Genomic DNA, 12,625 nt, shown 5'->3' with positions numbered 1-12,625 from the left:
CAAGGAGTGGTAAAAATGTCGTTGGAAATTGAAAGAAAAAAGGAAAACGATATAATGATTCTACAAATGAGTGGAGTTCTTGATATTTCTACAGTTGAATTATTACAGAACAGCATTAATCATTTGGGTGAGATAAAAAAAGTTATCTGCGATTTCGAAAACATTAGGTTCGTTGACTCGACTGGTGTGGGTGGTATTGCAAGCGTAATCAGGGCGTGTAGGAAAAATGAAATTACTATAAAGATAAATAATATTCTGCCAGAGGTTTTTGAAGTATTGGATATTTTGGGTTTACCAGAGATTTTTGGCGAAGAAACATTCGAAGTCAAACAGGTATAAATGAACCTATACTATCAGGATCTCGATACTCAGTCAAAGAACGTGGGTTTAGCGATATAAGATAGAGACATGAGTTGAAATAGTCTCCCGTGACATAGTATTTAGTTTGTCTTTCTCAGCTTTAACAACAGTAGAGGCTCAGGATGCTCGGTCAGGTCGGACACTTTACTGCCGCTGAGGGCGAAAGCGATCAACCTCAACTTCAACTTCACTACGAAGTATGGCATGGAGAAGAAGTGCAAAGGTCAGTGCCTAAGAAAACATCACAGTATTTACCAACTGAGGACATCCTTTTACGGATGTCTTTTTTTATGGAGCACGCATATAAATGTACTACACTTGTGGACGAAGGAGGGCTCTGCGTGCAAGAATATATACGCAAACGGGTGCTCGATATTGGGACTTACATATTGGAATCGAGCGCAACCGTTCGGCAAACGGCTGATGTCTTTGGAGTATCGAAAAGCACGGTTCATAAAGATGTGACAGAACGATTACCTTTGGTCAATGAGAAGTTATCTATGGAAGTAAAGCACATCCTTGAGACTAACAAAGCGGAACGACATATTCGAGGGGGAGAAGCGACACGAAAAAAATATCAGGAAAACTAGCTTAATTGGCTTAGGTTTTAGTAAAATTAAGATTAAGATGGAGAATTTAAAAAAACTTGTAAAAACAAAAGGGATTATCAATTTAATCACGAATAATTTTAGTACTAACTTAAATAGCGGATCTCCCGAGAGGGAGATTATGCTATTTGTTTATAGTTTATATTCAGATGGACAAGCTACAGATGACGAAAGGGGTATCTCTACTAATGTTTGGAATTGATTTTGGAATTGATTTAGGAATAGATTTGGGCACAGCCAGTGTTTTGGTTTACGCCAAAGGCAAGGGAATTGTGTTACATGAGCCTTCGGTGATTGCTATTGACCGTAATACCAATAAGCGAATAGCTGTAGGAGAGGAAGCCAGGTTAATGATCGGTCGAACACCTGGTAATATTGTAGCTGTACGCCCTATGCGTGATGGCGTCATTGCTGACTATCAGACAACAGAACTTATGTTGAAATACTTTCTGGAAAAAGCAGGTGCCAAGCGTTGGCCATTTTATAGAACGCGGGTAGTAGTTTGTATTCCGTCTGGGGTAACAGAAGTAGAACAAAGGGCGGTAAAACAGGCAGCCTATCAGGCTGGGGCTAAAGATGTTAAAGTCGTGGAAGAACCGTATGCTGCGGCCTTGGGAGCGGGCTTAGATATATCTGGACCAACCGGAAGTATGGTTGTAGATATTGGTGGAGGGACTACTGATATTGCAGTACTTTCGCTTAATGGTATAGTGGCAAAACGCAGTCTTCGGGTTGGCGGGGATAAATTTGATGAGGCAATTAGTCGTTATATTCGACGTGAGCATAATCTCATGATAGGAGAACGTACAGCTGAAGAAATTAAGATCGCAGTTGGTTCAGCAATACCAGAAGGTCGCCCCTGCGAAGACATTGATGTAAGAGGTCGTGACTTAATTACCGGTTTACCCAAAACGATAAAAGTGAATTCCAAAGAATGCTATGTTGCCCTTGAGGAGTCGGTAGATGCCATAGTTGTCGGAGTTAAGGAAGTATTGGAGCGGACCCCGCCTGAATTATCGTCGGACATCCTTGATAAAGGGATTATTATGACAGGTGGAGGGGCGTTAATGTACGGTTTTGATATCCGCTTGGCTCGTGAGACTGGACTGCCGGTGAGTATAGCCGAGGACCCTATTTCATGCGTGGCCTTAGGCACTGGAAAAGTACTATCTGGGAAATACCTGCATAAATAAAGTTTAAAGTAAATACCTAATGCACTGAAATAGTCCGAGGCTAGTGACTGGATCCGAAAATTCGGATAAGGTCTTCTTTCCTTGGACTTTATAGTTAAGAATGAGAGGGATTTACAAGTCAAGAACCGTCCCCAACTTGCACGGAAAGGAATGACTTTCATGAGGGTTGATATTCTTGGGATCACCGTAAATACATATTCCATGCGAGAGACTGTAGAAAAAATTCGGCTGTCGGTAGAAAATCAGGTCAGGACAAGAGTGGTGACTGCCAATCCTGAGATGATCTATGCTTCTAACCAAGATCAACGGCTTAGAGAACTTATTAATTCAGCAGATATCATAACTGCTGATGGAATTGGTGTTGTTTGGGCTGCTCGACAATTAGGGACCCCAGTTCAAGAACGGGTGACAGGGATTGACTTAGTCCAGTCGTTATTTCCCATAGCCAATGCCCAGAAATGGCGGCTTTTCTTTTTAGGAGGGAAGCCTGGAGTGGTTGAAAAGGCGATCAAACAGGTTGTGCAAAAATACCCTGAAATTGATTTGAAAGGGCATCACGGTTACTTTAGTTTGGAAGAAGAAAATCGTGTGTTAAGAGATATCCTTGCTTTTCAACCGGATGTTTTACTCGTAGGATTGGGAGCACCTCGTCAAGAATATTGGCTGGCTCAACATCCCCAATTAGCAACGGTAAGTATAGGAGTAGGCGGAAGCTTTGATGCTCTGGCAGGTATCGTAATACGCGCGCCCAAACGTCTCCAAGAGTTTCATCTGGAATGGCTCTATCGTTTGTGGAAGGAACCTCGGCGATGGAAACGACAAACTGTCCTACCACGTTTTGTAATCAAAGTATTATTACAAGGAATAGGCAGGAAGACCCCTTGAAAGAGAGTCTTTACTTCGTATACAAAATTAGGAGGAAAAAAACATGCCAGAATGGGAAAAACAACGGCAATGGCATCGTTTGAAGGAGGACTTAGAAGCCCGAGAGGATTTCTTAGCCGAATCCCAAACGTTTATTCGTCATGTAGCGAGCCAAGTGTGTTTTCGCACTCTGGAATGGGGACGAGATGACGAATTATCGGAAGCCTTAATAGCTTTTAATGATGCTATCGATCTGTTTGTTGAGGATAAGGGAGTCCCATTTTTAGCCTATGCTAGGGTTTTAATTAAACGCCGCTTGATTGATTATTACCGTAAGCAACGTCTGAGACAGGCAATTTCCCTCGACCAAGAAGATATTGGGCGGGGAATAGATATTCATCTTGGGATAGATGAGTATAGCCTACGAGAACAGAACAGTGAGAGGGCTGCGGAAATCCAACAGTTTTCTAAGGCTTTGTCAGTGTTTCAGCTAACGTTTCAGGATTTAGTCGCAGTGTCTCCTAAACATCGGGATTCCCGTGAAACTTTGCTGAGGGTGGCTCGGGAATTAGCACTGGATCCCGATTTGTGGCTCCAGGTAGAACGAAAGGGGAAAATCCCTATGCAAGCGTTAGCGTTAAAAACCCGGGTTAATCTAAAGGTGTTGGAACGGGGACGAAAATATATTTTAGCGGTGGCTCTGCTGATAGCAAACCAGCATGACTACGTTTATTTAAGGGAATATGTACTTCGTCAGGACGAGGGGGTGAAGGGTTGAGCAAACTAAAAGCTGTAGTATTAGAAAAGTCGGGGACATCTTACACGGTTCTCGATAGGGAGGGCACCTTTCGCCAAGTAAAGAGACAAATTAACGCTGAGGTGGGAGACGAAATTGAACTGAATGTTGCCAGAGCTGGTTTTTGGGGATTACGCGTCTGGGTGGGGGTAGCAGCACTTTTCCTTATGACATTAACTTCGCTTATGGGCTGGAATCTTTATCAAGCGCCAACAGCGGTAGCCTTAGTCTCAGTCGATATTAATCCTAGTTTGCAATTTACGGTAGATACTCAAGGACGATTCTTAGAATTACAAAACCAAAATGAGGATGCTCGCCAAATGCTGACTCAGATTGCCCTCAAAGGCAAACCGATTGACGAAGTATTAGAGAAAATTGTCACTCTGGCTTATAATCAGAACTTTATTAACCCTGAACATAATTGGATTGTTGTGGGATATTCACCAATGACGGATAAAAGTATAGAGAAAATGCCAAAGGAACTCAATGAGCTTCAAATTAGTAATTGGGTCACTGGACCCATCGCGAAAAAAGGACTTACCCCTGAAGTGGCAGTTTTCACCTTGACCCCCCAAGATAGGGACCTAGCTCAAAAAGGAGATTTGAGCTTAGGAGAGTTTGGACTTTGGAAGGCGGCTCAAAAGGCCGGGGTAATAACTGAATCAGGAAAACTAAAAGACACCACGGAACGGGTTCGATTACTTGAAAACCCACAGGTTAAAGCGTTGATTAAAGCAGATAAGAAGGAAATCGATCCTAATTTGCCTCTAACACCTGGGACATCAATGGAGAAATCTAGGGCATTAGATAACCCGATTGAAAAAGGTCCGGAGAAACAGAACCCTAATGAGTCCCCCTCCGTTGTTAAGACACCAAATCCTAGGAGTGAAAAGGATAAAGAACCAGTGGCAAGCCAGAAACAGCCACCGGAAACTAAGGCTGAAAGCGATCACGATAAAATGAACAATCAAGTACATGATCAAGTACATGAAAAAATAAATGATCAAGTAAATGAAAAAATAAATGAAAAAGTGGATGATAAAATAGATGATAAAATAGATGATAAAATAGATGGCCAAGTTAATGATAATATTAATGAGAAAACTAAAAACGAGAACGAACGGTCTAAAAAATCTAAATAGATTAATTCGTCCAGCAAAAGCTGGACATTGAGACGTCGGTGACGATAGTCTCCAGAGGAGAGTATCGCCGAATTAGCAATTCTAAAGAGCGAAGTATGGGCTTTGACCCACCGAGACAGAAAATTGACTCCCACTTACAAGAAGTGGGAGTCTTAAAATTGGCCCAATCACGATTCAATTAAGCGGGTGTATACTTGCTCGGTTTCTCTGACCATACTATCCATAGAAAACGTGTGCCATCGTTTTTGGCTTGATTGGGTAAGAGTCGTTGACAAAGTATGATTTTCAAGGATAGCAGTACAGGCTTTTGTAAAGGCTGCAACATCGCCAGGAGGGAAAAGTAGCCCGTCTTGTCCAGCACGAATAACCTCAGGAATTCCGCCAACATCACTTGCGACAATCGGAACTCCTGCTTGCATTGCTTCAAGAAGGACTAATCCCATCCCTTCACTGATTGAAGGTAAGACGAAAAGGTCCATTGCAGGGAGCGCAAGATAGGCTGAGGGAAGGAAGCCAGTCAGAGTATAAGGAATGGCATTTCGCTCAAGTTCGGCTTCTAGGGTTTGACGTAGCGGACCCTCTCCAATTAATAAAAGGTGAAGGTTTGGAAATCTCTTAAGTAGTTCAATTGCCGTTTTAATTAAATAAGTATGCCCTTTTGTCGGATGAAGGCGGCCTATTGTTCCAAGAACAAGTGCCTCCGCTGGAATTCCCCATTGCCTGCGGAATTGATGTCGAGAAGAAGTCGGATCTGCAAAGAAGATGGGGGATTGGCCATTATAGATGGTTTCCAGATTCCGTCCGCCTCTTAAGGCAACCTCCTTTGCTAAATATTCGGATACCGTGATAATTCCGGATGTCAGGGGGAGGGTAAGACGGTCAAGTCCTAAGGCTATTCGGGCAGCCCAAGGGGAAAGATAATCGTGAGCTAAGGAGCTATGAACGGTGGTTAGAGTAGGGATTCCCAACCATTTTGCCCCTAAGCGACCTAAGAGATTAGCCCTAGAACCGTGGGTGTGAACAAGTTGTATTTTATGTTGTCTAATCCAGCGGACCAGAGGAGGCAGGGGAGTAAGGTCAAGAGGAAAGCGCATTGGGAAAGTTTGGACTGGAATGTTATTTTTCATAGCCAAATTTGAGAAGGGTCCTTGTGATAAACAGACAAGATGTAGGGCAAAACGAGTCCGGTCGATACCCTTGATCAGAGATAAAACGTGCTGTTCAGCTCCGCCAACTTCTCCGCCTCCAATAATATGTAGAATATTGTAGGTTTTTTTCATGTCCTCACTATCTTCCCTTCGACCAGAAACTTGGTTATACTGTTTGCTAGTAGGTAAATGTTTAATCGTACTTAATCATAAGACAAAAGGGTTCATATCTGCAAGGAGGAATTTCATTTGTTACAGAGTCGAGAAATCCAGGATATTATTCCTCATCGTTATCCTTTTCTGCTAGTCGATCGGATCATAGAATTAGACAAAGGGAAGAGAGCGGTGGGAATAAAGAACGTTTCCAATGGTGATTCGTTCTTTCAAGGTCATTTTCCGGGGCATCCCATCATGCCAGGGGTTCTAATTATCGAAGCCCTGGCCCAAGTCGGAACGGTAGCTATTCTTACAATGCCCGAGTATAAAGGTTACTTAGGGTTATTTGCGGGTCTGGATGATGTCAAGTTTAAGAAGCAAGTAATCCCTGGAGATCAGCTTCGTTTAGAAGTAGAACTTGTCAAGTTGAGGAAAACGTTCGGCGTCGCTAAGGGTAGAGCGTATGTCGGGGAAGATTTGGCGGCGGAAGGGACCCTTAAATTCTTTTTAGAGCGGATGAAGCCCACCCAGTGATTGGTTTATCGTTACAACAAGACAGCAGAGTTAGGAGCAACAGAGCACGCTTCCTAGCTCTTTTTTTAGCTATCAGTGTTATAAACCACGGACTTTACTATCCTCAGGATTGGCTTGTTTTTGGCTTTGTTATATCTTTTTACGTTATAGCATCGCATTGGATCGAAAGGTTTAAGTTTGGGTCAGGAAACTATTTTACCCTAGGCCTAACAGATGCGTTAATGTTAGTAATGCTTATTTTATCAGGCTTAGGGATAGTTCATCCTGTCAAGGCTGCGGATGGATTCATGGAAGCATTGCATTGGGGAATCTTTTGGCTCACCTATCGGTTGGGTATACGTATTTCCTCGGATCAAAAAACTAAGGAAAAATTACTAAATTATATCGAATGGCTGGCAATTGCAGTTGCCATGATGGGTTGGGTACCTTGGGTAGGCCAAGTAGCGGGAAGGCTGAGTTCGGTTTTTGGTTATCCCAATGCTATGGCAGCCTTTTTGGGAGCTGTTCTCTTGCTTAATCCACAAAGGAAGTTAGCTCAGATTTTACTGGTGATTTCTCTATTAGCTACGGGTTCCCGGGCAGGTGTGGGATTATTTGTAGTTATCTTTATGGGACAGAAGTTTATCTTATCAAGACAAGCAGGAGCGATTAGAAAACCAATATTAGGCTCAGGGAACTATCTGAGAAGACTGTGGTTAATCGGATTAGTTATTTCTGGAATAGTTCTTATAATACTCAACAACAGAGCGGCTTGGGAAAATCTAACAACTTGGGACATTTCTTCTTCAAGTTGGCAGGAACGGTTGGTCTATTTTAAGGATGGAATAAGGTTAGCCTGGGACGCAAGAGGGCTTCCCCAAGCGGGTGGGTGGTTAGCCTTTCCGACCGTTCAGCATTTTCCATATTGGACAGCTGATCCCCATTCTAGTTTTATACATATCCTTCTGAATCAAGGGGTTCTCGGGATACTATGTGTGGGGACTTGGGGAAGTTTGTGGTTGGCGCAGGCTTGGAAGACTTGGAGAGAGAAGCGTAAGTTCTATAAAACAGGGGTTGAATATCTAGGGAACAAGGCTGAGATTCAGGTGTGGGCTGCTTTGCTCTTTTTAGGACTCCATAGTTTAGTCGATGCGGATTTTTCCTTTGGTTCCTTGGGATGTTTATTCTGGCTGCTTTTCGGAAGTCTTCAAAAATTTGATCCACATCCCCGTTCTTTCTATTCAAAAAGGACTTGGACGCAGAGCATCAGTAACCAGGTAATGATGGTCTTTAGTTGTCTCTTGTGCTTTGTTTGTGGAAGCCTGCTCTTCAATCCAACCTACATTGAGAAAGAACGAACTTGGAATGCTTATGCGGTTCAATGGAGTGAACGGGACTCAGAAAGGAGCATTTCATTCTGGGATAAAAGTTTGATCTGGGACCAAACGCAAAGTAGCACGAGGCAAAAGCGCGCCGAACATTTACTTAAACATGGAAAGATTATTTCTGGGTTGGTGGCAGTGGAAGAAGTGCTCAAATGGCAACCTTTTAATATAGAAGCGTATGAATGGGCTCAGTCCGTCGTATGGGATGCTGCAGAGGTACAGCGGGGAACGAACCCAGAAACGGCAAATAGGCTCTATCGCTGGGTTGAAGAAGTGCCTAATAACATTGATGAAAGAGTCAAGGGTCTAACTTCAACCGAACGTTTGCTATGGCAGGGGCATCAGGCTTTCTCACCTTCTCCACATATTCTGCTTCTCGCTGAATATGCTCGACAGAGACAACTCACGCAACTCCTTTTCAAAACATAAGTTGTGAGTAGGGGGCGAGAGTATGACGTTGTTGATGGGCGTTGTATTAATCTTAGGCGCAGTATTATGGAGAGCAAATTCAAGTTGGGAATGGGGTATCCCCTTCAAATGGCAGGCTAAAATTGGGGCCTGGAAGGAAGGCCTCGTCAGTCGGACCCAGAGTTTAAACTATAATTGGTACATGGCTCAGGAAAGCAGGGAGTTGGAAAAACACTTGTGGTTTCTTAAGTTTATGGCGCCAATCAAGGTTGAGGTGTGCGTTCATCTCAATTTCTCGCATGATCATGATGAGATTTACATAGCTTGTCTTCAGCGTCGCTTCCCAGAAATAAGGATTTACGAAAATCCGTTAAGCTGTGAGAGTGAAAATGACGCGAAGGGCTATAAAATATAACGGATGAGGATGGAGAGAGGGGTAGTTATGCTTTTTTTCCTGACGATAAACAAAAATGGTATCGTCAGTTATTTTCCCCATCTTGAGAGGGACAAGCAGGGTTCTGACGTTAGCCTCCTCACTACCCCGCTTCCGTTAGCAGTCATTGAGGAGATTCAGGATCAGTTGCATAGGCGGAAGCTGCTCGATATGTGGAATTTTGGTAAAAATAAAAACACTAAACTAGAAATTATCAGGTTACTAAACGATATCTGTGGGGACACGTTGCACTTTAGTTGGGAACAAATTCAGGCAAATACCTTGTCCCATCAAGGGCGGTTTGAGGAGGAAGTGAAGGACGAGATAGGGGTTAGGTTCAATCAAATTGTCCTAGGGAGGCAAATTTCGATTCGTGATTTTAGAGGGCTTGCCCGAGAACTTAAGATTCTAGAGGAGAGGGTCATTGAACTTGCCCATCGTAACGTGGTTCAAGGAAAGGCTCAGTGGGTTCCCTCGGTTAAACAGCATGGTAGAGGATGGCAGTGTCAACGATGTGGGCAGGAGGACGTGGAAGAGTGGCCCAGTCTATATGGGACGGCTGCAACATGCCGTGGTTGCCAGAGCATTGGAGTAAGCACCTCTCTCGACGTGCTTTATCGGGATCAACGTTTATTGATTGAAAGCCCACGAGAGGTTATTTTCCTACCACATTGGGACTTAACCGAGGCTCAACGTCTAGCGAGCGTACAAGTTTTAAACTATATTCAAGAAGCGTCAGAAGGTAGAGCACTGCTCTGGGCGGCATGTGGAGCAGGAAAAACCGAAGTTTGTTTCCCGTCAGCAGCATGGGCACTTAAACAGGGAAAGTCAGTACTTTTTGCTGCTCCGAGACAAGATGTTATTTATGACATTATGCCAAGATTAAAAAGGGATTTTCCCAAGTATCCATTGCAAGTGTTGACTGGGGAAAGCTCAGTTAAGTTTCAAAGTGGTGGGTTAGTGTTGGCAACGACACATCAAGTTTTAAGATTTTGGCGAGCCTTTGATATTATTTTTATGGATGAAATGGATGCCTTTCCTTATCAAGGGAGTAAGGCTTTGGACTGGGGATTAGAGCACGCTTTACGCCAAGGGGGAAAGATATTATACTTAACTGCTACTCCATCTCCAGAAGGGTTAAAGTTAGTAAAGCAGGGCAAGATGCGACTCATTCAGCTACCGGCACGGCACCATCGTAAGCCTTTGCCGATTCCTGTTTGGCTTAAATCGGCCTATTCCCTGGAACCTAACTGTAACGGGTGTACTGAAGAAGTGGTTCTACAAATAAGAACTTTAAGGAGAGAAGGGCCGGTGCTGGTATTCGTCCCAAAAATTTCCTGGGTTGGTTCTTGGATTAAGTCATTAAGACAATATTTTCCCGACTGGAAGGTTGACGGTAGCTACAGTTCTGATTTAGGACGTGCCCAAAAGATAAAACGCCTAATTCGGGGCGAGTTTGATCTATTTGTGAGTACGACCATTTTAGAGCGTGGTGTCACGTTACCCGGAATACAAGTGGTGGTTCTCGGGGCGGATCATTCAATTTTTGATGAACGTGCCTTGGTTCAAATGGCTGGCAGAGTAGGGCGAACTCAAGAATGTCCAGGAGGAGGGGTCATCTATATTTCCAAGCAAATATCTCCAGCCATGAAGACAGCAGTTCGTTGGATCAAGGACCAAAATAGACGTGCAATGGAGTTAGGACTTCTCGATCAGCAAGAAGGGAGGAGAAACCTTGAAAGATCTCAGAGGAGTCTCTAGTGAGTTCCTCCGTTCGCTTTGGTATAAGAATGAACCAGTTTGTGTCTTATGTAGTGAAGGGGACGGGCCAATCTGTCCTATTTGTACTGAAAACTACTTACATCCTGAGCTTGGACGTTGCCTAGGGTGCGGAAAGTTAATTCCCATTGACCTGCTACAGTGTCAAGATTGTGAAGCCGGCAAGGGCCCAAAACAGCTTGATAAGGTAGTTGCCTGGGGACATTATTACGGTGGATTAAAGGAATTTATTCAGAACGTAAAATTTAATGCCCATCCAAACTATATAGGGCAGATTATAAAACCTTTTTCAGAATGGGCTATTAGTCAACTTCCGGCAGTTGACGGCGTCGTGGCAGTTCCAATGCATGCTACAAAACTAGGAGAGCGTGGATTTAATCAGGCGGAGGTTATTGCTTCCGCCTTACATTGGGAACTGGGATTGCCAATTCTTCAAGGAGTTAAACGAATTGAGACTAGGGTATCTCAGGTGCTACTTTCTCGTAAAGAACGTTTGCAAAACTTAAGAGGTGTTTTTGCTGTGCCTAATCCAGAGGATTATTCGGGGCGAAGTGTGTGGTTAGTGGACGATGTAACGACAACAGGAGCAACGCTCGAGGCAGTGGCAGAAGTACTTCGGGGTAGCGGAGTTCGGACAATTTATGGCTTGTGCTTAGCTGCTGGCCGAGAAAAAAAACTTGTGCCTTCGAGTGAATAGGTTTATAATAATGACTGGATGGGCACAGCCTATTACATTTTTTTACGTAAGGGGAATATCTTTCATGGCCTTTGAAGACAAAGATCTAGTATGTAAAGACTGCGGAGTAACTTTTATTTTTACAATTGGGGAGCAAGAATTCTACGCTGAAAAGGGTTTTGAGAATGAACCACAACGTTGCCGTGAATGTCGCAACGTACGCAAAACCAATCGTAATTCCCAAGAAGGAAGATCACGTGAAATGTTTACTGTCGTTTGTGCGGACTGTGGAGTAGAAACTCAAGTTCCATTCCAACCGACATCAGATCGTCCAGTATACTGCCGTGAGTGCTATCAGCACCATCGTCCAGCTCGTGAGCAATATTAATTCAAGCAACTTGAATTAGCATATTTTAGAAATTGACAAGCATTGGTAGGCGATTCGTCGGCCAGTGCTTTTTGTTTTCCTTATACTAGTCAGAAAGTATAACTTCGTTGTATACTGCAAGAATACTAATACGTGCGAAGACAGTGTCTTCGTCTGGAAGCATAAGGGCAACTAAGGCGGCCGCCTACGCCAAGGCTTGGCGCCAGCCAAGTTTTCTTTATAAACTTATACTCTAAAAAGGTTGTCAACAGGGTTATCCACAATCTCATCTTGGAAAATAGGGTATTCCTTGCACTTATCCACACTATACACACACTCCTGTGTGTAACTTTTTGGGGATAATCCTTTGGGCGTTACTTAATCCGCCCAGATTTTGGATCAGGGCTAAAAAAATAGCTATAACATGCATAAATTAGTGTTGTATAGATATTCATTAGTATGTATAATCGGAATAGACAAGGATGAAGCTAACGCATAATGCAGAAACTTTTAGAAAATTGTTGCGGAACACATCCAAAAGAGAGGGGAATAAAAATGTTTAAACCAAAATTTCGTCTTGTATTAGCCGGGTTACTTAGTTTAAGCCTCCTGACGCTAGCTGGATGCGGTAGTACTGGCGCGCCAGCAGCACCGGCACCAGCAGCTCCTGCTCCAGTTGAAAAGGTCCTGAAGGTTGGTTCGGATATCGCCTATGCACCGTTTGAGTTTATGGATGAAAAGCAACAACCAACGGGCTTCGATATTGAGCTGATTAATGCCCTTGGGAAAGACATGGG

At 43.5% G+C, this 12,625-nt stretch carries 14 protein-coding genes; 13 read left to right on the top strand and 1 reads right to left on the bottom strand.

Going from position 1 to position 12,625, the window contains the following annotated elements; genetic code table 11:
- The first annotated feature begins 15 nt into the window (after window positions 1–15).
- From UF75_RS13570 to UF75_RS13545, 6 genes are all read left to right on the top strand, one after another.
- The gene (locus UF75_RS13570; protein ID WP_045575133.1) at window positions 16–339 is read left to right on the top strand and encodes an STAS domain-containing protein; all 324 of its coding nucleotides are present in this window, start codon (window positions 16–18) and stop codon (window positions 337–339) included.
- Window positions 340–701: 362 nt separating this feature from the next.
- A complete protein-coding gene (gene spoIIID / locus UF75_RS13565) occupies window positions 702–950 on the top strand; it encodes a sporulation transcriptional regulator SpoIIID (protein WP_009619498.1) in 249 nt (82 codons plus the stop codon).
- Window positions 951–1,156: 206 nt separating this feature from the next.
- Window positions 1,157–2,161 carry a rod shape-determining protein MreB gene (gene mreB / locus UF75_RS13560; RefSeq protein ID WP_045575132.1) on the top strand — a complete coding sequence of 335 codons (1,005 nt, stop codon included), beginning with the start codon at window positions 1,157–1,159 and terminating at the stop codon, window positions 2,159–2,161.
- A gap of 159 nt (window positions 2,162–2,320) precedes the next feature.
- Window positions 2,321–3,046: a WecB/TagA/CpsF family glycosyltransferase gene (locus UF75_RS13555; protein ID WP_045575144.1), complete on the top strand. Its 726-nt coding sequence runs from the start codon at window positions 2,321–2,323 to the stop codon at window positions 3,044–3,046.
- Window positions 3,047–3,089: 43 nt separating this feature from the next.
- The gene (sigI, locus tag UF75_RS13550) at window positions 3,090–3,803 is read left to right on the top strand and encodes an RNA polymerase sigma-I factor (protein ID WP_045575131.1); all 714 of its coding nucleotides are present in this window, start codon (window positions 3,090–3,092) and stop codon (window positions 3,801–3,803) included.
- The gene (locus UF75_RS13545) at window positions 3,800–4,963 is read left to right on the top strand and encodes a hypothetical protein (protein ID WP_045575130.1); all 1,164 of its coding nucleotides are present in this window, start codon (window positions 3,800–3,802) and stop codon (window positions 4,961–4,963) included. Before sigI ends, UF75_RS13545 begins: the two co-directional genes overlap by 4 nt.
- 167 nt (window positions 4,964–5,130) lie before the next feature.
- On the opposite strand, the gene UF75_RS13540 is transcribed toward UF75_RS13545, so the two are convergent.
- Complete coding sequence (locus tag UF75_RS13540) at window positions 5,131–6,243, bottom strand: glycosyltransferase (RefSeq protein WP_045575129.1); 1,113 nt, start codon at window positions 6,241–6,243, stop codon at window positions 5,131–5,133.
- Window positions 6,244–6,360: 117 nt separating this feature from the next.
- Between UF75_RS13540 and fabZ the strand changes: the two genes are divergently transcribed.
- The 7 genes from fabZ to UF75_RS13505 form a co-directional block, all read left to right on the top strand.
- Window positions 6,361–6,801 (top strand): 3-hydroxyacyl-ACP dehydratase FabZ, encoded by a 441-nt coding sequence (gene fabZ / locus UF75_RS13535; RefSeq protein WP_045575128.1) that lies wholly within the window; start codon window positions 6,361–6,363, stop codon window positions 6,799–6,801.
- Window positions 6,802–7,022: 221 nt separating this feature from the next.
- Window positions 7,023–8,594 (top strand): O-antigen ligase family protein, encoded by a 1,572-nt coding sequence (locus tag UF75_RS13530; RefSeq protein ID WP_242860235.1) that lies wholly within the window; start codon window positions 7,023–7,025, stop codon window positions 8,592–8,594.
- 22 nt (window positions 8,595–8,616) lie between these two features.
- Entirely contained in the window at window positions 8,617–8,988 is a 372-nt protein-coding gene (locus tag UF75_RS13525; RefSeq protein WP_045575126.1) for a hypothetical protein, read from the top strand.
- Window positions 8,989–8,997: 9 nt separating this feature from the next.
- The gene (locus UF75_RS13520) at window positions 8,998–10,767 is read left to right on the top strand and encodes a DEAD/DEAH box helicase family protein (RefSeq protein ID WP_242860234.1); all 1,770 of its coding nucleotides are present in this window, start codon (window positions 8,998–9,000) and stop codon (window positions 10,765–10,767) included.
- Complete coding sequence (locus UF75_RS13515; protein WP_045575125.1) at window positions 10,742–11,482, top strand: ComF family protein; 741 nt, start codon at window positions 10,742–10,744, stop codon at window positions 11,480–11,482. The genes UF75_RS13520 and UF75_RS13515 overlap by 26 nt, the downstream gene beginning before the upstream one ends.
- Before the next feature lie 64 nt (window positions 11,483–11,546).
- A complete protein-coding gene (locus UF75_RS13510; RefSeq protein WP_045575124.1) occupies window positions 11,547–11,849 on the top strand; it encodes a zinc-ribbon domain containing protein in 303 nt (100 codons plus the stop codon).
- 534 nt (window positions 11,850–12,383) lie between these two features.
- Window positions 12,384–12,625, top strand: a 242-nt coding sequence (locus tag UF75_RS13505) for a transporter substrate-binding domain-containing protein (RefSeq protein ID WP_045575123.1), incomplete at its 3' end; no start/stop codon positions are given.

The organism is Desulfosporosinus sp. I2 (assembly GCF_000960765.1).
Lineage (GTDB): Bacteria > Bacillota > Desulfitobacteriia > Desulfitobacteriales > Desulfitobacteriaceae > Desulfosporosinus.
The sequence above is the reverse complement of the archived record's forward strand: the minus strand, read 5'-3'. Positions and strand labels throughout refer to the sequence as shown.